Below are 20,881 nucleotides of genomic sequence, written 5' to 3'. Positions count from 1 at the left end.
CGCCCCCGTCGCATCGCCTACTGCTGCGCCCTCCCCGGCTCGTCCAGTATGGCGGCCTGTCTGCGGAGTTTGTACGGGGCGGGGCGGCTCCCGGGGCCGAGTCGTGCCATCGCCTTCACAATGTGCCCGGGCGGCAGGCACCAGCGGATGCGTGCGGGAATGCGGCGCAGGGCGGTACCGGTGGTGCGCAGGCGGCGGTCGACGACGTCCGGGGACGGCGCCTGCCTGCCGTACAGCTCGTGGGCGTACGGGGGCAGGGAGTCGTACGCGAGTGCCGCCACGCGCCGCCACAGCAGTGCGCGCGCCGGGGCCAGCAGGGCGTGGACCGGCGGGTTGCGCAGGAAGTCGTCGACGTCCAGCGCTTCCTGACCGGCGGCGAGTTCGGGGCGGACCCGGTCGAAGTACGAGGCGAGTGCAGCGGTCGTGGCCGGGACGCCGGCGGGGTCGAGGCCGACGAGGCGGGCGCTCTCGCGCTGCTCGAAGACGTACCGGTCGGCCTGGGCGTCGGTGAGCCGGAAGCCCGAGCGGCGCTGCACCTGGAGGTAGGAGTCGACCTCGGCGCAGTGCACCCAGAGCAGGAGCCCGGGTTCGTCGATGCCGTAGCTCTCGCCGGTCTCCGGGTCGGTGGCCTTCAGGAGACGGTGGATCCTGCGGACCCGGGCGCCGTACTTCTCAGCTGCCTGGGTGGTGTCGTAGGTGAGCGTGCCGACGAAGTCGGCCGTGCGCATGAGGCGTCCCCAGGCGTCCTTGCGGAAGTCGGAGTTCTGCATGACGCCGCGTACGGCGCGCGGGTGCAGCGCCTGCAGGTAGAGGGCGCGTACGCCGGCGACCCACATCATGGGGTCCCCGTGCATCTGCCAGGTGACGGAATCGGGTCCGAACAGGCCCGGGTCTGCGTCGCTCATCGGCTCGTACCTTCCGCTCGGCTGTGGAACGGGGAGGCCTCGCGGCCGGGTCACACCGGGGTGCGGTCGCCGTCGGAAGAGCGTGCGAGGTCCTGTGCCACCCCGGCACCACTCCATGCATACCGCAACCGTGCACGTTCCGGGGAGGGGCCGGGCCAAGCCAGGGCACCGGGGGCGGTACCGCCCCCGGTGCCCTCGGGTCAGCGTTTGACGGCCCGCAGGACCACGAACTTCGGGTCGCCCGCGACGGTGGTGCAGTTGCCGAACGTGCGGCGCAGCTGCGTGTGGTACCCGAGGTGCCGGTTGCCGACGACCCAGAGTTCACCGCCCGGGCGCAGTGCGGCCCGCGCTCCCTGGAACATGGTGCGGGCGGTCGCGTCCGTGACCGCCTGGTGGGAGTGGAACGGCGGGTTGGTGAGGACGAGGTCCACACTTCCCGGGGGCACGTCCGCGAGCCCGTCACCGACCAGGAAGTCGGCCTTGGAGTCCGCCTCGGTGTTGGCCCGGAAGGTGGCCTCCGCGGAGGCCACCGCCTGGTACGACTCGTCGATGAAGGTGACGGACGCCTCGGGGTTGGCGAGCGCGGCGGAGGTGCCCACGACGCCGTTCCCGCAGCCGAGGTCGACGACACGGTCCGGACCGGTACGGCCGGGCAGGTGCTTCAGGAAGAAGCGGGTGCCGATGTCCAGGCGCTCGGCGCAGAAGATCCCGGCGTGGTTGGTGACGGTCCGGCCGGAGACGGCGCCGACGTCGTCGGGCAGGTCGTAGTGGTACGGCCAGGGGCTGGGTGTGCGGGGCAGCGCCGGATCCGGGGTGCAGAAGATGAGCCGGGCCTTCTTCACCGCGAGCGACGTACGGGTCGGTCCGATGATCCGCTCGAAGAGCTTGAGGGTGGAGGTGTGGATCTCCTTGACCATGCCGGTGCCGATGACGACGGTGCCGGCGTGGACGGCGGGGGCGAGTCTGTGCAGCTGGTCCTCCAGGAGCGCGAGACTCTTCGGCACCCGTACGAGCAGGACGTCGATGCGCTCCGGCGGGGTGTCGCGCGCCGACAGGAGCCGCACGGAGCCGGGTGCCGCGCCGTTGCGTGCCAGGTTGGCCAGGGTCGCCCGCTGCGCGAGGTACGAGTCGGTGATCTGCACGGGGCCGTGTCCGGCGAGCGCGGTCGCGAGCGCGCCCCAGCGGTCGCCGACCACGACGACCTCGCCGGACAGGTCGACCGGTGCGTCTTCCTCCGGATCCTCCAGCCGACGCAGCAGATACTCGTCGGCGGCGTCCCAGGCACGGAACGGGTCGCGCGGGTCCTCGGGGAATCGGGCGAGATCGAGTCCGCCCTGTGACGTAGTCAAACGGTTCATATTGCGTTCAGGCTAACCGAGTGGCGGGAAGCACCCCGCACGCTCCCCGCCCAGGGCCCTTACGGAAGCTGCTTGTCGATGGCCGACCGACCTTCCTCGGCCAGCCTGCGCTGCGCCCACTCCAGGGTCGCGGGGGTCAGATCCCGCCCGGAGGCGAGCACCAGATCCTCCGCGGCGGGCCGGTCGCTGGCGCCGGTGTGCAGCAGACGGTCCGGAGTCACCCCCCTGATCTCCGGCACGGGTACGGATACGGATTCGGACTCTTCGCTCATGCCGCCTCCTCGTCCTTGCGGTAATTCTCGCGCCGGGGCGGCGTCGCCGCATCCGATGCCCCACCTGCCGGGACCCACGACGTCACTTGACTTGCACATGATGAATACGCAACGTTCACACGACCGGCACGGTGCGTGTGGAAGGCTCCCGGCTGACCAGACATCACACGGCCGCCGTGGCACCGCTTCCCCGCCTGCCTTCCCCGCCGGCGGGCGCGGTTCCCGCAGCTTCGGAGAGGACACCCCACATGTCCAGTCGTCGCAATTTCTACGCGCGTCCACTGTTGGCAACAGCTGCCGCGATCGCCGTCATCACCGGCGTCGCGGCCACCGCACCCGCCGCGACGCCCAAGGACGCGACTGCCGCCCCGGCGTCGCTCACCGCCCTCGACGACACGTACTACCAGGACGCCCTCGGTAAGACCGGCACCGCGCTCAAGGGCTCCCTGCACACGATCATCAGCGACCAGACCAAGCTCTCCTACAGCCAGGTCTGGGACGCGCTCAAGGCCACCGACGAGGACCCGTCCAACTCCTCCAACGTCATCCTCCTCTACACCGGCCGCTCCCAGTCCAAGAGCGACAACGGGGGCAACACCGGCGACTGGAACCGCGAGCACGTCTGGGCCAAGTCGCACGGCGACTTCGGTACGGCGACGGGTCCCGGCACCGACATCCACCACCTGCGTCCCGAGGACGTCCAGGTCAACTCCATCCGCGGCAACAAGGACTTCGACAACGGCGGCAGCGCCGTATCGGGAGCGCCCGGCAACCTCACCGACAGCGACTCCTTCGAGCCGCGCGACGCGGTCAAGGGCGACGTCGCCCGGATGATCCTCTACATGGCCGTGCGGTACGAGGGTGACGACGCCTTCGCCGACCTCGAACCGAACGACAGCGTGAGCAACGGTTCGGCCCCGAACATCGGACGGCTCTCCGTGCTCAAGCAGTGGAGTCAGGAGGACCCGCCGGACAGCTTCGAGCAGCACCGCAACGACGTCATATTCGACACCTACCAGCACAACCGGAACCCGTTCATCGACCACCCCGAATGGGTCGAGGCCATCTGGTAGGGCTCAGCCGGGGCCGGCCAGGGCCTGCGCGCAGCGTTCCACGGCCTCTTCACGGGTGCCGTAGCGCGGCAGGTCCAGGCCGGTCCGCTCGCGGACGAGGTCGGGTGGGCCGAGCTGGTTGCCCGGGTCGACGACGGCGGCGCGGCGCCCGTCCTCGGCGAGACGGGCCAGGCCGGCGTGCAGCAGAGTGAGGGCCACGGAGTCGGCACCGGTCACCTCGCGCAGGTCGAGCACGACGGAGCCGGTCTGCTCGGGGCCCGATTCGTCCAGGGCGTAGAGCACACGCTCCGCGGCGGTGAAGTCGAGGGCGCCCTGCGCCGCGACGATCCCGACCCGTTCGTGCAGGGCGCGCTCCCGCCGGCTCGCGGGGGCGGAGGGCAGCACATCGGCGGTGGTGGCCAGCGTGACGGTGGAGCCGGGGAGTGCCGGGTTCCTCATGAGGTGAAGCCCGAGCCGCTCGGACAGGGCGCCGAGCGCGGCATGTCCGCGTACCGAGGTACCGGCCGGGTCCAGCAGCGGGCTGTAGGTGGCGAGGCCGAAGCGTGCCGGGCCCGCGGCGATCAGCCCGCCCGACACACCGCTCTTGGCCGGCAGCCCGACCCGCAGCAGCCAGTCGCCGGAGGCGTTGTACATGCCGCAGGTGGCCATGACCGCGAGGACCTGGGCGGCGACGGCCGGGGAGACGACGCTCTCGCCGGTGATCGGGTTGACTCCGCCGTGCGCGAGCGTGGCGGCCATCACGGCGAGGTCGACGGCGGTGACCCGCACCGAGCACTGCCGGAAGTAGGTGTCCACTGCGGCCACGGGGTCGACGTGCAGGGTGCCCGTGCTGCGGATCAGGTAGGCGAGCGCCCGGTTGCGGTCCCCGGTCGCCGCCTCGGACACGTACACCTCCTCGTCGACGTCCAGCCGCCGTCCGGCGAACCTGCTGAGACAGATCAGGATGCGGTCGAAGGCGGGGAGGCCCGGAGTTCCCGGCACCAGCGCGGTGGTGACGATGGCTCCGGCGTTGACCATGGCGTTGGCCGGCCGGCCGGTGCGGGGTTCCAGGCTGATGGCGTTGAACGCTTCGCCGCTGGGTTCGGCGCCCACCCACCGGCCCACCTCGTCGAGGCCCAGCGAGGACAGGGCGAGTGCGTAGACGAAGGGTTTGGAGACCGACTGCAGGGTGAAGGGGACGTCGGCCTCACCTGCGCTGTAGCAGTGGCCGTCCATACTGACGAGCGCCAGCCCGAAGTCGTCCGGGTCGGCCCTGGTCAACTCCGGGATGTAGTCGGCACGTTCTCCACCGCCCATACCGGCGAACCGGGTGTGCAGTTCACGCAGGGCGTCCGTGACGGCGTCGGACGCGGTCATCCCGGATCCGTCCCCGGATCCGTCCCGGCGGAGAGGGACGGCCTCCCTCCGCTCATTGCGCGTCGTCACCGAAGATGTCGCGGAGCTTGGCCTCGCGCTCGGCGTCGAGGTTGCTGTGCAGCAGTTCGGCGCCGCCCCCCGGGAGGGACTCACCGATCCGGCTGGGCACCTCGTCCATGGTGAGCAGGAAGAGCGCCGAAGTCCCGGGGGTCACCTTCTGCTTGACCTCGGCGATGAAGTCGTCGTCGATGCCGACGTCGGCGAGTTTCCCGCCGAGGGCCCCGGCCGCGGCTCCGATGGCCGCCCCGAGCAGCGGCATCAGGAAGATGAGCCCGAAGAGCATGCCCCAGAAGGTGCCGCTCAGCGCACCCGCACCGACGAGGTTGATCAGCTGCTTCGTCCTCGGCTTAGAGCTCTCGGTCGGCCAGGTCACGACGGCGGCGTCAAGAATCTTGAGCAGGCCTTCCTTCTGGAGGGATTTCAGGGCCGTCTCCACGTTCTCGGCGCCCTCGGCCGTCTGGAACTTCCACACGGTGAGCGTGGACATCGCATACCTCCTGAGGGAAACGTAACAATTCGCTCATATTAGGATCAAAAGGTATGAATTGACTCGCTGAACGACCCGCACCGGTCGAACGGCCCGCACCTCTCCGTGGGAGCGGGCACCCCAGCACCGCGAACCCCGAACCCTCCGGGAGGGAACGATGGATACGGACGCCCTGACCGCCGGTCTGCTGCAGGAACTGAGAGCGACCAGGCCCTATCCGGCCCTGTCCCTGACGATGCCGACCCACCGCCGGGCGCCCGACAACGCCCAGGACGCCGTACGGCTGCGCAATCTGGTGGCCGAGGCGGGCAACCGGCTGGAGGGTGACCCGCGCGTCACCCGCGAGGCCGGGGCCGCGGTGAAGGCCCAGCTCCAGCGGGCAGCCGAGGAGGTGGACCAGCGCCGCGCGCTGGAGGCTCTGGTCATCCTCGCCGACGCCGAGGGCTACCAGATCTGGCAACTGCCGCGCACGGCACCCGAACGGGTGGTCCTGAGCGACTCCTACCTGACCCGCAACCTGGTCGCCGCGAAGGCCGGGGCCCAGCTGTTCTGGGTACTCGCCGTCTCCGCCGAGCACGCCACCCTGTGGTCCGGCACGAACGACGACCTGCGCGGCGAACGGACCGGCGGATTCCCTCTGACCGCTCCGCACGAGGCCCCCAATCCCCAGCGCGAGGAGCGGATCGGCGACACCCCGAGCACCTACAGCAGTGAGGACGCGCGCAACTTCCTGCGCTCCGTCGACGAGAAACTGCGCGCGGTGCTCGCGGCGGATCCGCGGCCGCTGTTCCTGGTCGGCCTCGCCCCCGCACTCGCCCTGCTCGACGAAGTCGGCGAGAGCTCCAAGTCGGCGGTCGGGAGGGTCGCGAAGGGAACGACCCCGGAGACGACCGCGCCCGAGCTGCTCAAGGACCTGCGCCCCGCACTCGAGGACCGGCGGAAGCAGGAAGCCGCCGAGATCCAGGTCAGGCTCGACAACGCCCGAGGCAGCCGCTCCTTCGCCGGCGGACTCGACGAGGTGTGGGCAGCGGTGCGTGAGGGCCGCGCCGGGCTGGTCGCGGTCGAGGAGCACTTCCAGCAGACCGTCAGGGTCACCGACGAGCACCTGGAGCCGGTCGACACGGCGGGAACCCGGGAGGTGGACGACCAGGTCCGCGAGGACATCGTCGACGAGCTCATCGAGGCGGCACTGGACAGCGGCTGCGAGGTGGCGTTCGTCGCGGACGACTCCCTCGCCGACCACGGCCGGATCTCGGCGGTCCTGCGCTTCTGACGGCGTGTCCCTACATGGAGATTATGTGAATTATGTCTAGGTTTGGCGCTCCGGGATCTCACTGATCACGCTTGTGCACGAAGGAGAGTCATTCATGGACCGATTCAGGCGCGCATCGGCGGCGGCCCTGCTGACAGCGGCGGTGCTCGCCGGCGCTGTGGGCGGGGCAGCGGCGTCGTCCGACGTCCCCGCACCGCCCTCCGGGGCGAGCGCGGAGGACCTGGCGACGCGGCCGGCACTCACCGCACAGGTGACGCTGGACAGCGTCGGCGCCTGGCAGGAGTTCCGCATCCACGGTTCCGCCCAGAACATCCGCTCCGGCACGCCCGTAGCCCTCCAGCAGAAGCAGGGCAAGCACTGGGTCTCGCTCCCCGCCACCATGCGGATCACCGGCAGCAACAGCTACAGCCTGCGGGTGAAGCTCGGCATCAAGGGCGAGAACGCGCTCCGGATCGTCGGCGGCGGCGCGGTCTCACCCGTCGTCCGCACGACGGTGCGCTGAGCACACGAAACCCGCGGACAGACACCCCCGCACGCCCCCGGCCGGCCCGCTTCCGAGCGGGCCGGCCGGGGTGCTGACACCGGTCGCTCCTAGCGGCCATCCACCTCGGGGCCGTGCCAGACGGTCGTGACGTTGCAGAACTCACGGATGCCGTGCCCGGCCAGCTCCCGCCCGAATCCGGAACGCTTGACTCCGCCGAACGGCAGGGCCGGATGCGAAGCGGTCATGCCGTTGAAGAAGACACCGCCCGCCTCCAGGTCGCGTACACAGCGGTTCGTCTCCCCCGGGTCGCGCGTCCAGACGTTGGAACTGAGCCCGAAGGGCGTGTCGTTGGCGAGGTCCACGGCTTCGTCCAGGTCCGCGACCCGGTAGAGCGTCGCCACCGGGCCGAACGTCTCCTCCCGGTGGATGCGCATGCCGGGGGTGATCCCGGCCAGAACGGTCGGGGAGTAGAACCAGCCCCGGTCGAGGCCACCGGCCAGTCCCTCGGGCCGGCTGCCGCCGCACAGCACGGTGGCGCCCTCGCGTACGGCGTCGTCCACCAGCTCCTCCAGGTCGGTACGGCCCTGTTCGCTGGCGAGGGGGCCCACGTCGGTGGACTCCTCCATCGGGTCGCCCACGGTCAGGGCGCGCATCCCGGCGGTGAAACGCTCGGCGAACTCGTCGTAGACGTCGGCATGGACGATGAAGCGCTTGGCCGCGATGCAGGACTGCCCGTTGTTCTGCACGCGGGCGGTGACGGCCGTATCCGCCGCCCTCCGGACGTCCGCGGACGGCAGGACGATGAACGGGTCGCTGCCGCCCAGTTCCAGCACGGTCTTCTTGACCTCGTCACCCGCGACGGAGGCGACCGCCCGGCCCGCCGGCTCGCTGCCGGTGAGGGTCGCCGCGGCGACCCGGGGGTCGCGCAGGATCGCCTCGACGGCGCCGGAACCGACGAGCAGTGTCTGGAAGCACCCGGCGGGATATCCGGCCCTGGTGAACAGGTCCTCGAGGTACAGGGCGGTCTGCGGCACGTTCGAGGCGTGCTTGAGCAGCCCGGTGTTGCCCGCCATGAGGGCGGGTGCGGCAAAGCGCATGACCTGCCAGAGCGGGAAGTTCCACGGCATCACCGCGAGGACGACGCCCAGCGGGCGGTAGTGCACATGGGCCCGGGACGCCCCGGAGTCCTTGACGTCCGCGTCCTCGGGATGTTCGTCGGCGAGCAGGCGTTCCGCATTGGCCGCGTACCAGCGCATCGCCTTGGCGCATTTGGCGGCCTCCGCGCGGGCCGCCTTGACCGGCTTGCCCATTTCGGCGGTCATCGTGCGCGCGATGTCCTGCTGGTCCTCGTCGAGGAGATCCGCGGCCCGGTTCAGCAGGCGGGCCCGCTCGGCGAAGTCCGTGGTCCGGTAGCGACGGAACGCACCGTCGGCGGCCGCGAGCCTGCGCTCGATCTCCTGCTCGTCCAGTGCGTCGAATGTCGCGAGTGTCTCGCCGTTCGCGGGATTGACCGTCGCGATGGGCATGGCAGTGGCCTCCTTGCATGGGTTCTCCGACCGTGCCGCGCCACGCCCTGCCGCGCAACGCGACCCGTGGTGCACACGTACCCGGCCGGCGCGGATCATGCGTGCGCGAGGCACGCGGTCCGCGCCGGCCGGGCGGGCGCCGGGCCGTTCCTCACACGAGGACGGACACCGGATCGGGACGGCTGAGGAACGTACGGCCACCGGGGAGCGGCGTACGCGGCAGCAGTCCGGTGGTCCGCGGTGTCTCGGCGTAGCGCGTGAACCAGACGACCTTGCCATCGGTGGTCCGACAGGTGCCCCAGCTGTCGCTGAGTGCCATGACCCGGCTGAGGCCACCGCCTCCGCCGCTGAGCAGCCTGGGCATCCGGGAATCGTTGTCGGCCACGGACACCGTCAGATGACGGCCGCTCCAGCGGAGTTCGACGACACACTTGTTGTCGTCACCGACATGCCGCTGGACGTTGGTCAGGAGCTCGTCCGCGGCCCGGCACACCGGCCGGACGTGCAGATCGAGACTCCAGTGACGAAGGTGCGCGGCGACTATGCGCCGCAACTGGGAAATGCGCTCTGCCGACACCTGCAGTTCGACCAGATAGTGCCGGTCGAGTGGAACGGTCATCGTCGAGGCTCCTCACCGCGAGGCCCACGTACTTCACCCCGTCTGTACCAACGACCCCCGAACACGAAGCGTGAGCAGTATCCACTTCTGGGTCACTCATCAGGGTGACCCGAGGGGGCCGGTTGCGCAACCGAGGGGCAGGGCCACGCTGCGTCACAGGTAGGGCAGCAGTTTGTCCGGGGTGAGCGGGAGTGTGCGCAGCCGCGCCCCGGTGGCGTGCCGCACGGCGTTCCCGATGGCGGCCGCCGTGCCGACGATGCCGATCTCGCCGATGCCCTTGCTGCCCATCGGGTTGAGGTGGGGGTCGTCCTCGTCGATCCAGTGCGCCTGGATCGCGGGGACGTCGGCGCACGACGGCACGTGGTAAGAGGCCAGGTCGCTCTCGGTGAAGTCGCCGTAGACCGGGTCCATGGTGCTGCCCTCGGTGAGGGCCATGCCGAGGCCCATCACCATGCCTCCGATGAACTGGGAGCGTGCGGTACGGGAGTTGAGGACGTGTCCGGCGGCGAAGACGCCCAGCATCCGCCGCACCCGGACCTCACCGGTGAGGGAGTCGACCGCCACCTCGGCGAAGTGCGCGCCGAAGGCGTGCCGGGCGTACGGGGACTCCTGGGCGGTCTCCTGTTCCGTGTCCGCCGTGACGGTGATGCCGTCCTGCGGTACCGGCCCGGTGTGTCCTGCGAGCCGGTCCGCGAGGGTGGTGGCCGCCTTGTGCACCGCCGACCCCCAGGACGCCGTGCCCGAGGACCCACCGGCCACGGAGGCCTCGGGCAGGTCGCTGCTGCCGATGTCGATCCGGACGTTCTCCTGCGGGGTGCCCAGTGCCGAGGCGGCGATCTGGGCCAGGACGGTGCGGGCGCCGGTGCCGATGTCGGTGGCGTTCACCCCGATACGGAAGGAACCGTCCGGTGCGGCGTGCGCGGAGGCGGCGGACTTCGTGACGAGCACCGGGTACGTCGCCGAGGCGACCCCGGTGCCGAGCAGCCATGGCCCCTCCTGCCGGGCGGCGGGGCTCGGGTCCCGGTCGTACCAGCCGAACCGCCTGGCCCCTTCGTTCAGACAGGCGGCGAGGTTGCGGCTGCTGAAGGGGCGTCCGCTGTCGGGTTCGGCCGCCGGTTCGTTGCGCAGGCGCAGTTCGACGGGGTCGATCCCGAGGACGCAGGCCAGTTCGTCCATGGCGGATTCGAGGGCGTACATTCCCGGTGCCTCGCCCGGTGCGCGCATCCAGGAAGGGCTCGGCACATCGAGGGCGCTCACCCGGTGCACCGTGCGGCTGTGGGGCGAGGCGTACATGACGCGGGCCGGTACGGCGGCCTGCTCGACGAACTCCTTGATCGTCGAGGTGTGCGTGACGATCTCGTGGGAGACGGAGACCAGTACCCCGTCCCGGTCGGCACCCAGCCGCACCCGCTGCACCGTGGGTGCCCGGTGGCCGACGATCGCCGCCATGTAACGGCGGGGCAGCGCGAGTTGGACCGGGCGACCGGTGTGGCGCGCGGCCATCGCGGCCAGAACGGCCTGGGGGCGCGGGGTGCCCTTGGAGCCGAAGCCGCCGCCGACGTGCTCGGAGATGACGGTGATGCGGTTCCGCTCGATCCCCAGCGCACGGGCGAGGCTGTCGCGCACCGCGCCGGAGCCCTGGCTCGAGTCGTGGACGGTCAGATGCCCGTCGGCCCACCGGGCGGTGGAGGCGTGCGGTTCCATGGGGTGGTTGTGCAGGCCGGAGAGCGTGTACGTGGCGTCGATCCGTACCGGGGCACCGGCGAACGCGGCGTCGGCGTCGCCGCGTTCGCGTACCGCGGGGTGGCCCCCGTTGGCCTGCTCGGGGGTGTAGAGGCCGGGATGGTCCCCGGTGAGGATCACGTCGTGGCCGGTCGTCCTGTACTCCACGCGGACGGCCGCCGCACCGGCGCGGGCGGCTTCGGGGCTCTCGGCCAGGACGAGGGCGACGGGCCAGCCCCGGTGCGGAACCCGGTCGTCCTGGAGGACCGAGAGGATCGGGTCGTCGGGTTCCTCCAGCCGCGGCGCGTTCTCCAGGGTGAGGACGGTGTGCACTCCCGGCACGGCGAGAGCGTCGGCGGTGCGGGTCGCGGTGACGTGCCCGCTCGGGACCGTGGCGGGGACGATCCAGCCGTACAGGCAGCCTGGCGGGGTGTGCTCCGCGGCGTACCGGGCCGTGCCGGTGACCTTGTCCCGGCCCTCGCGTCGGACGACGGGGGCGCCGGGGGGCTGGGCTGGGTGGCTCATGGCGGAGGTCCTCGGTTCGTCGGGGTCGGGCCGGGCGGCTCAGCGGGGCGGTGCGGGCAGGGCGGCGAGTTCCGCCAGGGCCCCGATCGCCAGATTGCGTGCCAGTGCCACCTTGAAGCCGTTGTCACGCAGGGGCTCGGCGGCTTCGAGTTCGGTGTCCACCGCCCGGGCGAAGGTCTCGTCGGTAGCGGGTGCGCCCCGCAGCACCTCTTCCGCGGCCAGGGCGCGCCACGGCCGGTGGGCGAGCCCGCCGAAGGCGAGCGAAGCCTGCTCGACACGGCCGTCGCGGACGGTCAGCACGGCTGCGACGGAGGCGAGCGCGAAGGCGTACGAGGCGCGGTCGCGGGCCTTGCGGTACAGGGAGGCGGCACCGTCCGGACGCGGCGGCAGCACCACTTCGGTGATCAGCTCGCCGGGCCTGATCACGGTGTCCTGGTCCGGGTTGCCGCCCGGTAGCCGGTGGAAGCCGGTGACGGGCACGGTCCGTTCGCCCTCGGGTCCGTGCAGCCGGACGGTGGCGTCGAGGGCCGCGAGGGCGACCGCCATGTCCGAGGGGTTGGTGGCGACGCAGTCCCGCGAGTGGCCGAGCACCGCGAGATCGCGATGGGTTCCCTCACGGGCCGGGCAGCCGGAGCCAGGAGTCCTCTTGTTGCAGGGCTTGGAGACATCCTGGAAGTAGGGGCACCGGGTGCGCTGGAGCAGATTTCCGCCGGTCGTGGCGGTGTTTCTCAGCTGCCCGGAGGCGCCGGCGAGGAGAGCCTGCGACAGGGCGGGGTAGTCGGTCCGTACATCGGGGTGGGCGGCGAGGTCGCTGTTGCGTACGGTCGCACCGATCCGGAGGCCGCCGTCGTCCGTCCGCGTCACCCGGTCCAGCGGGAGCCGGCTGATGTCGATGAGCAGGCCGGGCGACTCCACGCCGAGCTTCATGAGGTCGACGAGGTTGGTGCCACCGGCGAGGAACCGGGCTCCGGGGCGTTCGGCACAGGCGCGGACGGCCTCGGCCACGGAGCCGGGGCGCAGATAGGCGAAGGGTTTCACGGGGCCACGTCCTCGATCGCTCGGACGATGTGGGGGTACGCGCCGCACCGGCAGAGATTGCCGCTCATCCGTTCGCGGATCTCCTCCGGTCCGAGGGCCGCCGGACCGTCGGGGGCGGTTGCCGTGCTCGGCGTGACGTGGGAGGGAAATCCGTCCGCCGCCTCGCCGAGCATGCCGACCGCCGAACAGATCTGTCCGGGGGTGCAGTAGCCGCACTGCAGGGCGTCCCTCCCCAGGAAGGCCGCCTGCAGGGGGTGCAGCCGGTCGCCGTCGGCCAGCCCTTCGACGGTGGTGATACGGGCGCCCTCCTGAGCGACGGCGAACAGCAGGCAGCTGTTGGCGCGCCGGCCGTCGACGAGCACGGTGCAGGCACCGCACTGGCCGTGGTCGCAGCCCTTCTTCGAACCGGTGAGTCCGAGGTGGTCGCGCAGCGCGTCCAGCACCGTGGTGCGGTGATCGAGCGTCACCGTCCGTGCGGTGCCGTTGATGTGCAGGGTGAAGGTCGAGCGGGTGCCGGGAGGGGGAACCTGTCCGGCGTCGGGATCGCCGTTCCCGGGGGTGAGGTCCATGGACGGGTGCCTTCCGGTCTCGTGCGGTGCGGGCATCACGCGGGACCGCGGCTCTCCAGTCGCAGCCGGATCTCCTGTTCCTGGTCACCCGCGGCCGTCCCGACGACCCGGACGGCGAAGGTGTCCGCCAGGTGCTGACGGAGGCGGTCGACCGCCCAGTAGCCGCCCTGCGCCTCGACGGTCACGGGTGCGGACAGCTGCGTGGGCCGGGCACCGGCGAGTTCCTCGGACACGTCGACGGTCGCCATCCACACGGTCGGGCGTGTCGTCGACGCCTCCTCGGGGGTGTCTCCGGCCGCACGGTCCGAGACGAAGGCACGGCGCAGCACGTCGAACACGGTGCGCGCGTCCTCCTTCGCGCAGCCGGTCACCGCCACCACTACGTCGCCGCTCTCCCGATGCTCCTGTGCCTGTACGTCCGTGCTGTTCACAGTGGTTCCTTTCGGCTTCGAGGAAGGCGATACCGCTGCCGGGGCGGATCGTCACGAACCTGTCGGCCGGTTCACTCGTGCGAGCCCACGTGGGGGGCCAGACGACGGCCGGGTCCGGACGACGACGCGGTACGCGGGGCTGCGGATCCCGGGCGAGCGGCCACTCCGCCCCGTGCGGACGCGCAGGCGCGGCCTGCCGCGGAGCGCACCCACTCTCCAGGCTCACCCGGTGGCCGCGTGTCGGCGACACGAGCAGGTTCAGCCGGCGGACAGGGGGCGACCCGCCCTCTCGTGATCGTGTAGCCGGTTCCGCCCGCGTGAAACACTTTCACCAGGACACCGTCACAAAATATGAAATTCCTTCAGCAACTGTCTGTTTTCGATCCTCCCGGGTATGCGCCATGCATGGACGTAACAAACGGAGTCAGGGAATCTCTCGCCGTCACGCTTGCCGGGCCCGGCACGATCGGTGTTGTCGTCGGTATCGCGGGACTTGCCGTGGCAGTGGTGCTGATCGGCGCCTTCTGGTGGGGCATGCGGCGCCGGGACCAGGAACTTCCGCCGCCGCGCCCCGAGGAGCAGCCGCACCGTCCCGATCACCGGACGGAGATCCGGGAGAGCGGCAAGCACGGCTCGGACAACTTTCCCGACAACGGCCGGGGACTCTCGCCCTACGAGCTCGGCGACCACGGCAACGAGGTGATCCCGCCCGACACCGACCGCCCGCGTGACTGAGACACGGGCGCCCGGGCCCGAGCGCGCATCCTGCCGCGACCTCCTCGCCGCCTCGACGGCGAGGAGGTCGTGTGTTGCGGGACCGGTCGGCACACATGAGGCTGGTGCTGGCCCCCGCGGCACCGAAGAAGTCATGCCGCAGAACCGATAAGGCAGAGCGACCATGACCGCAAGCGAACCGGCACCGCTGACCGGCGCCACCGCGCCGTGCTGGGTCCATCTCGTGACCCGGGAGCTGGGGGCCGCCCAGCGCTTCTACGGTGCCGTCCTCGGCTGGACGTTCCGCACCGGCCCACTGGGCAGGGACTACGCCATGGCCCGTTCGGACGGAGTGCCCGTTGCGGGAATCGGCGCAGTCGCCTCCGCCTACCAGGTGGGCGTGGCCTGGACCCCGTACTTCTCGGTCCGGGACGCCGACGTGGCCTCCGCCCGCATCCGCGAACGCAGCGGCACGGTGGCGGTGGGCCCGCTGACCATCGGCAAGGGACGCGCCGTCCTGGCAGCCGACCGGGACGGCGCGTCCTTCGGCGTCTGGGAGTGGACGGGGCGCGCGGCCTCCCTCGCGCCGTCGGGTCACCGGGCGCACGCCTGGCTCAGGCTGCGCACCAGGAACGCCTTCGACGCGGCGATCTTCTACGGCGAGGTGCTCGACTGGGAGAGCGGGGCACCCGGCTGCTGCGAGGTCTCGTACGTCAAGGAGGAGGTCCTCGTGCGCTGCGACGGCCGCCCGCTGGCCAGGATCAGCTCGGGGGCGGTCGAGGCCGCACCCGACCCGATGGTGCGCCCGCACTGGCAGGTGCAGTTCCCGACCACCGATGTGACGGCGACGGTCCGCCTCGCGGAGGAGCACGGAGGCACGCTCATGGAGCGGCGCAGCGTGCCCCACGGCAGCGAGGCGACGCTGCGCGACCCGGACGGCGGGCTGTTCACCGTGACGGACGTACGCAGCCCCGCCGACGCGGACGACGACTGACGGGGTCACCCGGCCGAACCGGAATCCCCGTCGCCCCGCCGGCCGCCGCCGGACTTCGGGTTCCCGCCCCGCGCGATGGCCCACAGAGGGAAGACGAACCAGCAGGCGAAGAACCACAGCGCCATCGCGCCCACCAGCCACAGGGCCAGGACATTGTGGAGCGCCACCCGCAGGATGAGCAGCAGGGTCGAACACATCGTGCAGAAGAGGAGTCCGAGCCCCAGCTTCGTCAGGCGCGAGGCCCAGGTCACGGTCTGTGGCTTCATCCGTCTGCCGGTGAGCAGCCGATGGTAGGAAACCGGCCCGATCAGTGCGGCGGCCGTGGCCGATCCCAGCATGACGGTGACGACGTAGATGTTCCGGTCGACAGTGGAGAGGTCGGCGAACCGGGGCTGGAAGACCACCGCGAGCAGGAAACCGAACAGGATCTGCACGCCGGTCTGGGCGACCCGCAGCTCCTGCAGCAGATCCGTCCACTGCCGGTCCGCCCGCTCCTCCTCCGTCTCCTCACGGCCGCTCCCGCCCGCCGCGTCCCGTTGCCCACCATTGCCGCCGGCGCCCGCCGATATCCGTCCCATCGGTGCCTCCACCACGTCGAGTGGGTGGTACTGGTGCCCCGCGGTCGCGCTGCGAATCCTTTCAGCGGAAGGCACGTGGTGATCCGTCCGGGCCATCGTGGGCCCGGGCCCGTACCGGCCGACCGGCTGTGCGCAGGGGGACGGCACTCGCGCGTGCTGTCCATGGTGGCACCTGCCTGGGAATCCACCATGCGGCCAAGTCGTCCTCACCCTCGGGCGGTGCGGACGGCAGCCGGCGAGTGGCTGGAACCGGGCGATCAGAGGCCAAGCCCTCGACGCACCGTGACCCCTCGCCTAAGATCTTGTGTACGGCATCGCGCGTCGGTCACCGTCCGGGTGAGGCGTGGAGGTAGCCCGTGAGATGCCTTTTGGAGGCATTCCACAGTGTCAGTCGAGTTGAATCACACCATCATTCACTGCCGGGACAACCGTGAGTCCGCCGATTTCCTGGCGCACATTCTGGGCCTGGGCGCCGGAAGGGAATGGGGCCCCTTCATTCCGCTCGTTCTCGCGAACGGCATCACGCTGGATTTCGCGACCATTCCGGCCGAATCGATCACCGCGCAGCACTATGCGTTCCTCATTTCCGAGGCGGAGTTCGACACGGCCTTCGAGCGGATCAAGGCGCAGGGGATCACGTACTACGCAGATCCCCATCAGAAGATCCCCGGCGAGATCAACCACAACGACGGCGGGCGCGGGATCTACTTCCCCGACCCGAGCGGGCACGGGATGGAACTCATCACCCGCCCTTACGGCGGCTGGTCGTAACAGCGGCAGTCCGTAGCGCATCCGGGTGGCCCGGCCGGGATCCGGCCGGGCCACCCGCCGTCAGGTTCCCTCGACCGGGAGGGTCAGTTCGGGGCGGTCCCACATCACGGCGGGCGGGCGGGCCGCCACCGTACCGGTGCGCTCCGCGCCCACACCGAGGTAGAAGCCTTCGGCGGGCGGGTGCGAGACCACCCGCACGCCGCTGAGTCCCGCGCGGCGCGCCTCGTCCCGCAGGTGACCGATGAGGAGGCGCCCGATGCCCAGCCCCTGGGCGTCGTCGCCGACGAACATGAGGTCGAGTTCGGGCGGGGAGACGATCAGCGAGTAGAAGCCGAGCACGCGGTCGTCGGCGCCGACGGCGGCGAAGACCCTGTGGGCCTCGATGTAGTCCGGGCCCACCCGGTACCCCTGGACCATCGGCGCGTACGGCCCGTCGTAGGCGCGGGAGGTGGTGACGAGACGCGTGAGCCGCTTGGCATCCCGTGCGACGGCCCGCCTGATGCGGACCCCTGCGGGTCCGGTGGACCCGCCACGCCGGTACGTAACGCTCGACTTCATACTGCGAGTATTACGTACCCACCACTCCCGGCGCGCAGGGACCCGGTGCCCAGGAGGCCCACCGGTTCCGGCTCAGCCCCGGCCCCGCTGCTCCCGCCACTCCCCCACGACGGCCTCGACGTCGAAGGGCCTGAGGTTCAGGGGCGGGCCCTCGGGCGGCATGAGGAGCGCCTTGCGGATCTTGTCGTTGATCTCGTTCAGCAGGCGCCGGGCCTCGGCTTCCGTCCTGGCAGCCGAGACCGCTTCTCTGGCGTCCTCCGCCTCTTTCCGCAGGGTCAGCGACGGCGGGAGCACGGACAGCCCCTCCCGCTGCATCTTGGCCTTGATCCACCACGTCTCGTCGTAGGGCCGTTCGAGCCCGGGGATCGGCTTGCCGAAACCGGGCAACGCGGAGAAGTCGCCCCGCTGTTCGGCCTCGTGGATCTGCTTGTCCACCCAGGATTCGAAGCTGACGCCGGTGGGCTTGCGCTCGGTCACCGTGTACCCCTCTCAGAACTCGTCCGGCAGGACTCCGGGTTCGGACCCGGGTCCGGCGCTTTCCACGATACCGAGCGGCCCGTCCGCATGAACTCCGTCAAGCGGGTACACGACTGCTTGCACACGGCCCGGCACGTCGACCGGGCCCGTCCGAAGGGAGTTGACGAAAGTGAGACAGCGCTACGCACCGACCGCGAACCGACAGGAGGGTCAGTCATGACGACTGTGGTGATCATCGTTGCCGTCGTCCTGCTGGCGGCACTCGGCTACTTCCTCGTCCGTCGCCGGACGGATGGCGGCCATGGGCTGCGGCGCCGCTTCGGACCCGAGTACGACCGCACGGTCGAGCGGCACAACGGTGACACGAAGGCCGCCGAGCACGAGCTCGCCGAGCGCGTGAAGCTGCACGGCCACCTGGAGGAGCGACCCCTGCCCCCGGAGGTGCGCGAGGGATACACCGACCGCTGGGCCGCGGTGCAGGAGCAGTTCATCGACTCGCCCACCGAAGCGGTCGCGCAGGCCGACGCGCTGCTGGCGCAGCTCGCCCGGGACCGGGGCTTCCCCGACGGGGCCGGCTTCGAGGAGCAGACGGCCGCCCTCTCGGTGCACCACGCCGAGCATGTCGACGCGTACCGCAAGGTGCACACGGCGGTGCGCGGCCAGGGTGGCACCGAGGACATGCGCAAGGCGCTGATCGAGTCCCGCGCCCTCTTCGACGTACTGCTCGGACACGCCCCGGACGAACCGGCCCACGCGAGCCGGCACCGGACGAACGGAAGGACCGCATGATGCACCGCACCGGACCCACTGACAGTTCCGCGACCGAGGCCCCCCGCACCGGGACGACCCGGACCGCGGCGGAAGCGCGACGCGTCGAGACCTCTCCGGCCTCGACGGAAACGGGGCGCACCGAGACACCCCGGACCACCCCGGAACCGCGGCACGACCCGGCGCCCGGGACTGCCGCGACGCGGACCGCGACACCCGGCCCCGACCCGACCCAGGTCATGAACCGGGGTCCCGGCGATGCCGGTGCGCCGCCCGCCGCACGCCCGTCCACCGCGTCGGCCCCGGCAGGCAGGCAGGCCGGACGGCCGGAGGCCACCCCGGCGGGCATGCCCCTGCTCCCCGTCAAGGAGCAGGAGTCGCTGACCGAGCGCATGCAGCAGGCGGTCGCCGACTTCGTCGAGAGCCCGCGCCAGGCGGTCGAGGAGGCTGAAAGCACGTTCGACAGGATCGTGGCGGATCTGACCGAGGCGCTCGAGGAGCGCAGGCGCAGCCTGCGCACGAGCTGGCAGGCACAGGACACCGAGGCCCGGACGGAAGAGCTGCGGGTGGCCCTGCAGCAGTACCGTGACGTCGGCGAACGGCTCCTGCGAGTCTGACCCGGACCCCGCGACAGCGGCCCGGTGCGATGTCCTTCGAGGACGTCGCACCGGGCCGCGCGGCGTTTCAGGCCGGTACCGCCAGGTCGGCGCGCAACCGCTCCACCACCGCCGGGGGTACCCGCAGCGCCTTGTGGAGATAGCCGTCGAGTCCGCCCCACTTCTCGTCCATCGCGTCCAGGGCCGCTTCGAGGTAGCGGGGGCGGACTTCGATGATCGCGGACGCGATGTCCGGGTCGCCGCCCGCCTCGAGGAAGCGTTGGACGGCGGGCCCGAAAGCGCCCCGGACCGCCGGATTCACGGCCAGGAACTCCGCCCGGACGACGTCACGCGACGCGCCCGCCATGAGCAGCAGGAGCGCGGCGGCCCAGCCGGTCCGGTCCTTGCCGGTCGCACAGTGGAACAGCACCGGTCGCGCACGCGGGTCCGCGGCTGTCTCCAGGAAGGCGCGGTAGGCGGCCGCGGCACCGGGCGAGAGAACCATCTTCCGGTAGGTCTGGGCGAACAGTTCCTCGGCCTTCCCGTCGCCGAGCACACTCGCTGCGCCGTCCGGGTCGCAGAGCAGCGCCCTGATCCTGGCCGGTGCGACGCCGGGGTTGTCTCCCAGCACGTCGGCGACGAAGAGCCGTGCGCCGGGCGGCAGGCGGTCGGGCGCCCACTGGCGCTCGTCCGCGGTGCGGAGGTCGACGACGGTACGGATGCCGAGCGCGGACACCGCCATGTCGCTCTCGGCGTCGAAGTCGCTCAGCTGGCCCGAACGCAACAGGATTCCCTGGCGCAGGCGGCGGTCGCGCCCCAGGGCGATGCCGCCCAGGTCGCGCAGGTTGACGACGGTGGCGGCAGGGACGGCCCGGGCTGTCTGCACGATGAACTGCCTCATTCCCGACGAACTCCACAGGTCAGAATCAACGTCGCACGTAGCGCGAAAATCGACAAAGGAAAGAGCCGGGTACCGGCGTGGATGTCAGTCGGCGAGGATCCTCGTCTTCTGCGCCGCGAACTCGGCGTCGGTGAGTACGTCCTGCTGCCGCAGCTCGGCGAGCCGCTCGAGCAGCGTGATGACATCGTCCCCGCCGTCCTTGGGCTCCTCCGCGCCCCCCTCCGCGGGAAGGCGCTCATGCGCCACGAGCTGTCCGCCGGCCTCTTGGACCGCACGGGTGACGGGCACCGCCCAGAGGTCCTCGCGCACGATCAGCGCGGCCGAGTTGCCCGGTGGTACGTTCCGGCCGAGTGAGTCGATGTCCTTGACGGCCGACAGGCCTGCCACCTCACCGGCGACCGGTTCGAACGACACCAGCCCGTCGGGGTCGACGTCCCGCAGCTCCTTGAACGCGAGCGTGCCGCCCTCGCCGCGGTGGACGAAGGCCAGGTCCAGGACCCGCACCGCCTCGGACGCGACCGCGTCGGCCAGAGCCGATGCCATCGGACCGGTGAGGGTGCTGCCGGGAAAGACGACGACGAGGTACTCCACGGGTCCCACGGCCACGACGCGCCCCTTTCCTGCGTTGCTGGAACGTCAGAAGCATAACTTCGGACATTCAGTGACGCACTGTGAGACTTCATGGTTAAGACAACGTATTCATCTCATTGCACATCATCGATGCGTACGACGGGGCCGGACCCGCTCGTCCCCCGGACGGGCGAAACGCGACGGTCCGTAAAGGATCAGGTGCGTTCCGGAGAGGGCAAGGTCACAGCCGGTGCCA

24 protein-coding genes are annotated in these 20,881 nt (G+C 71.0%); 8 read left to right on the top strand and 16 right to left on the bottom strand.

All coding sequences use genetic code 11. The features are described from left to right. Window positions 1–17 precede the first annotated feature (17 nt). From ACFW9O_RS13230 to ACFW9O_RS13220, 3 genes are all read right to left on the bottom strand, one after another. Window positions 18–905: an oxygenase MpaB family protein gene (locus ACFW9O_RS13230; protein WP_384608490.1), complete on the bottom strand. Its 888-nt coding sequence runs from the start codon at window positions 903–905 to the stop codon at window positions 18–20. Window positions 906–1,105: 200 nt separating this feature from the next. After that, on the bottom strand, window positions 1,106–2,263 hold the full coding sequence (locus ACFW9O_RS13225) for a methyltransferase (RefSeq protein ID WP_384608488.1): 1,158 nt from the start codon (window positions 2,261–2,263) through the stop codon (window positions 1,106–1,108). Between the two features lie 59 nt (window positions 2,264–2,322). After that, complete coding sequence (locus ACFW9O_RS13220; RefSeq protein WP_351181729.1) at window positions 2,323–2,535, bottom strand: hypothetical protein; 213 nt, start codon at window positions 2,533–2,535, stop codon at window positions 2,323–2,325. Window positions 2,536–2,783: 248 nt separating this feature from the next. Here ACFW9O_RS13220 and ACFW9O_RS13215 point away from each other — a divergent pair, with 248 nt between their 5' ends. Then, on the top strand, window positions 2,784–3,608 hold the full coding sequence (locus tag ACFW9O_RS13215; protein ID WP_384608485.1) for an endonuclease I family protein: 825 nt from the start codon (window positions 2,784–2,786) through the stop codon (window positions 3,606–3,608). Between the two features lie 3 nt (window positions 3,609–3,611). On the opposite strand, the gene glsA is transcribed toward ACFW9O_RS13215, so the two are convergent. Next, window positions 3,612–4,964, bottom strand: coding sequence for a glutaminase A (gene glsA, locus ACFW9O_RS13210; protein WP_384608482.1), 1,353 nt, complete (start codon window positions 4,962–4,964; stop codon window positions 3,612–3,614). Between the two features lie 52 nt (window positions 4,965–5,016). Next, the gene (locus ACFW9O_RS13205) at window positions 5,017–5,511 is read right to left on the bottom strand and encodes a DUF1269 domain-containing protein (RefSeq protein WP_351181738.1); all 495 of its coding nucleotides are present in this window, start codon (window positions 5,509–5,511) and stop codon (window positions 5,017–5,019) included. A gap of 157 nt (window positions 5,512–5,668) precedes the next feature. Here ACFW9O_RS13205 and ACFW9O_RS13200 point away from each other — a divergent pair, with 157 nt between their 5' ends. Both ACFW9O_RS13200 and ACFW9O_RS13195 read left to right on the top strand, forming a co-directional pair. Next, the gene (locus tag ACFW9O_RS13200; protein ID WP_384608479.1) at window positions 5,669–6,784 is read left to right on the top strand and encodes a chemotaxis protein; all 1,116 of its coding nucleotides are present in this window, start codon (window positions 5,669–5,671) and stop codon (window positions 6,782–6,784) included. Window positions 6,785–6,878: 94 nt separating this feature from the next. Then, window positions 6,879–7,286 (top strand): hypothetical protein, encoded by a 408-nt coding sequence (locus tag ACFW9O_RS13195; RefSeq protein ID WP_384608476.1) that lies wholly within the window; start codon window positions 6,879–6,881, stop codon window positions 7,284–7,286. Between the two features lie 89 nt (window positions 7,287–7,375). Here ACFW9O_RS13195 and ACFW9O_RS13190 read toward each other — a convergent pair whose 3' ends face one another. From ACFW9O_RS13190 to ACFW9O_RS13165, 6 genes are all read right to left on the bottom strand, one after another. After that, complete coding sequence (locus ACFW9O_RS13190) at window positions 7,376–8,794, bottom strand: NADP-dependent succinic semialdehyde dehydrogenase (RefSeq protein ID WP_384608473.1); 1,419 nt, start codon at window positions 8,792–8,794, stop codon at window positions 7,376–7,378. 151 nt (window positions 8,795–8,945) lie between these two features. Next, a complete protein-coding gene (locus tag ACFW9O_RS13185) occupies window positions 8,946–9,413 on the bottom strand; it encodes an ATP-binding protein (protein WP_384608470.1) in 468 nt (155 codons plus the stop codon). Window positions 9,414–9,566: 153 nt separating this feature from the next. Next, window positions 9,567–11,660 carry a xanthine dehydrogenase family protein molybdopterin-binding subunit gene (locus tag ACFW9O_RS13180; protein WP_384608467.1) on the bottom strand — a complete coding sequence of 698 codons (2,094 nt, stop codon included), beginning with the start codon at window positions 11,658–11,660 and terminating at the stop codon, window positions 9,567–9,569. 39 nt (window positions 11,661–11,699) lie between these two features. After that, on the bottom strand, window positions 11,700–12,698 hold the full coding sequence (locus tag ACFW9O_RS13175) for an FAD binding domain-containing protein (protein WP_384608464.1): 999 nt from the start codon (window positions 12,696–12,698) through the stop codon (window positions 11,700–11,702). After that, on the bottom strand, window positions 12,695–13,267 hold the full coding sequence (locus ACFW9O_RS13170; protein WP_384608462.1) for a 2Fe-2S iron-sulfur cluster-binding protein: 573 nt from the start codon (window positions 13,265–13,267) through the stop codon (window positions 12,695–12,697). Before ACFW9O_RS13170 ends, ACFW9O_RS13175 begins: the two co-directional genes overlap by 4 nt. A gap of 35 nt (window positions 13,268–13,302) precedes the next feature. Then, window positions 13,303–13,698 (bottom strand): hypothetical protein, encoded by a 396-nt coding sequence (locus ACFW9O_RS13165; protein WP_351180929.1) that lies wholly within the window; start codon window positions 13,696–13,698, stop codon window positions 13,303–13,305. A gap of 405 nt (window positions 13,699–14,103) precedes the next feature. On the opposite strand from ACFW9O_RS13165, the gene ACFW9O_RS13160 reads away from it, so the two are divergent. Both ACFW9O_RS13160 and ACFW9O_RS13155 read left to right on the top strand, forming a co-directional pair. Further along, window positions 14,104–14,433 carry a DUF6479 family protein gene (locus tag ACFW9O_RS13160; RefSeq protein WP_384608458.1) on the top strand — a complete coding sequence of 110 codons (330 nt, stop codon included), beginning with the start codon at window positions 14,104–14,106 and terminating at the stop codon, window positions 14,431–14,433. A gap of 163 nt (window positions 14,434–14,596) precedes the next feature. Beyond that, window positions 14,597–15,406, top strand: coding sequence for a VOC family protein (locus ACFW9O_RS13155; RefSeq protein ID WP_384608455.1), 810 nt, complete (start codon window positions 14,597–14,599; stop codon window positions 15,404–15,406). 5 nt (window positions 15,407–15,411) lie between these two features. Here ACFW9O_RS13155 and ACFW9O_RS13150 read toward each other — a convergent pair whose 3' ends face one another. Continuing rightward, window positions 15,412–15,984 carry a DUF6328 family protein gene (locus ACFW9O_RS13150; protein ID WP_384608453.1) on the bottom strand — a complete coding sequence of 191 codons (573 nt, stop codon included), beginning with the start codon at window positions 15,982–15,984 and terminating at the stop codon, window positions 15,412–15,414. A gap of 384 nt (window positions 15,985–16,368) precedes the next feature. Between ACFW9O_RS13150 and ACFW9O_RS13145 the strand changes: the two genes are divergently transcribed. After that, the gene (locus ACFW9O_RS13145) at window positions 16,369–16,755 is read left to right on the top strand and encodes a VOC family protein (RefSeq protein WP_384608451.1); all 387 of its coding nucleotides are present in this window, start codon (window positions 16,369–16,371) and stop codon (window positions 16,753–16,755) included. A gap of 60 nt (window positions 16,756–16,815) precedes the next feature. Here the strand turns inward: ACFW9O_RS13145 and ACFW9O_RS13140 are convergent, their stop codons facing one another. Then, complete coding sequence (locus ACFW9O_RS13140; RefSeq protein WP_384608449.1) at window positions 16,816–17,313, bottom strand: GNAT family N-acetyltransferase; 498 nt, start codon at window positions 17,311–17,313, stop codon at window positions 16,816–16,818. A gap of 72 nt (window positions 17,314–17,385) precedes the next feature. Beyond that, entirely contained in the window at window positions 17,386–17,790 is a 405-nt protein-coding gene (locus ACFW9O_RS13135) for a DUF1992 domain-containing protein (RefSeq protein ID WP_384608447.1), read from the bottom strand. Between the two features lie 216 nt (window positions 17,791–18,006). On the opposite strand from ACFW9O_RS13135, the gene ACFW9O_RS13130 reads away from it, so the two are divergent. Together ACFW9O_RS13130 and ACFW9O_RS13125 are read left to right on the top strand one after the other, a co-directional pair. Further along, window positions 18,007–18,579 (top strand): hypothetical protein, encoded by a 573-nt coding sequence (locus tag ACFW9O_RS13130; protein WP_384608444.1) that lies wholly within the window; start codon window positions 18,007–18,009, stop codon window positions 18,577–18,579. Beyond that, window positions 18,576–19,175 carry a hypothetical protein gene (locus ACFW9O_RS13125; protein WP_384608441.1) on the top strand — a complete coding sequence of 200 codons (600 nt, stop codon included), beginning with the start codon at window positions 18,576–18,578 and terminating at the stop codon, window positions 19,173–19,175. Before ACFW9O_RS13130 ends, ACFW9O_RS13125 begins: the two co-directional genes overlap by 4 nt. Before the next feature lie 67 nt (window positions 19,176–19,242). Here the strand turns inward: ACFW9O_RS13125 and ACFW9O_RS13120 are convergent, their stop codons facing one another. Both ACFW9O_RS13120 and ACFW9O_RS13115 read right to left on the bottom strand, forming a co-directional pair. Continuing rightward, entirely contained in the window at window positions 19,243–20,040 is a 798-nt protein-coding gene (locus tag ACFW9O_RS13120) for a tyrosine-protein phosphatase (protein ID WP_351175519.1), read from the bottom strand. A 99-nt stretch (window positions 20,041–20,139) separates the two neighbouring features. Next, on the bottom strand, window positions 20,140–20,661 hold the full coding sequence (locus tag ACFW9O_RS13115; protein ID WP_384608439.1) for a DUF6325 family protein: 522 nt from the start codon (window positions 20,659–20,661) through the stop codon (window positions 20,140–20,142). Between the last annotated feature and the right edge of the window lie 220 nt (window positions 20,662–20,881).

This window comes from Streptomyces sp. NPDC059499 (assembly GCF_042749285.1).
GTDB lineage: Bacteria > Actinomycetota > Actinomycetes > Streptomycetales > Streptomycetaceae > Streptomyces.
The sequence above is the reverse complement of the archived record's forward strand: the minus strand, read 5'-3'. Positions and strand labels throughout refer to the sequence as shown.

Coding starts and splice junctions, on each gene's coding strand:
- ACFW9O_RS13230 (WP_384608490.1), bottom strand. CDS start 905: ATGAGCGACGCAGACCCGGGCCTGTTCGGACCCGATTCCGTCACCTGG.
- ACFW9O_RS13225 (WP_384608488.1), bottom strand. CDS start 2,263: ATGAACCGTTTGACTACGTCACAGGGCGGACTCGATCTCGCCCGATTC.
- ACFW9O_RS13220 (WP_351181729.1), bottom strand. CDS start 2,535: ATGAGCGAAGAGTCCGAATCCGTATCCGTACCCGTGCCGGAGATCAGG.
- ACFW9O_RS13215 (WP_384608485.1), top strand. CDS start 2,784: ATGTCCAGTCGTCGCAATTTCTACGCGCGTCCACTGTTGGCAACAGCT.
- glsA (WP_384608482.1), bottom strand. CDS start 4,964: ATGACCGCGTCCGACGCCGTCACGGACGCCCTGCGTGAACTGCACACC.
- ACFW9O_RS13205 (WP_351181738.1), bottom strand. CDS start 5,511: ATGTCCACGCTCACCGTGTGGAAGTTCCAGACGGCCGAGGGCGCCGAG.
- ACFW9O_RS13200 (WP_384608479.1), top strand. CDS start 5,669: ATGGATACGGACGCCCTGACCGCCGGTCTGCTGCAGGAACTGAGAGCG.
- ACFW9O_RS13195 (WP_384608476.1), top strand. CDS start 6,879: ATGGACCGATTCAGGCGCGCATCGGCGGCGGCCCTGCTGACAGCGGCG.
- ACFW9O_RS13190 (WP_384608473.1), bottom strand. CDS start 8,794: ATGCCCATCGCGACGGTCAATCCCGCGAACGGCGAGACACTCGCGACA.
- ACFW9O_RS13185 (WP_384608470.1), bottom strand. CDS start 9,413: ATGACCGTTCCACTCGACCGGCACTATCTGGTCGAACTGCAGGTGTCG.
- ACFW9O_RS13180 (WP_384608467.1), bottom strand. CDS start 11,660: ATGAGCCACCCAGCCCAGCCCCCCGGCGCCCCCGTCGTCCGACGCGAG.
- ACFW9O_RS13170 (WP_384608462.1), bottom strand. CDS start 13,267: ATGGACCTCACCCCCGGGAACGGCGATCCCGACGCCGGACAGGTTCCC.
- ACFW9O_RS13160 (WP_384608458.1), top strand. CDS start 14,104: ATGGACGTAACAAACGGAGTCAGGGAATCTCTCGCCGTCACGCTTGCC.
- ACFW9O_RS13155 (WP_384608455.1), top strand. CDS start 14,597: ATGACCGCAAGCGAACCGGCACCGCTGACCGGCGCCACCGCGCCGTGC.
- ACFW9O_RS13150 (WP_384608453.1), bottom strand. CDS start 15,984: ATGGGACGGATATCGGCGGGCGCCGGCGGCAATGGTGGGCAACGGGAC.
- ACFW9O_RS13140 (WP_384608449.1), bottom strand. CDS start 17,313: ATGAAGTCGAGCGTTACGTACCGGCGTGGCGGGTCCACCGGACCCGCA.
- ACFW9O_RS13130 (WP_384608444.1), top strand. CDS start 18,007: ATGACGACTGTGGTGATCATCGTTGCCGTCGTCCTGCTGGCGGCACTC.
- ACFW9O_RS13125 (WP_384608441.1), top strand. CDS start 18,576: ATGATGCACCGCACCGGACCCACTGACAGTTCCGCGACCGAGGCCCCC.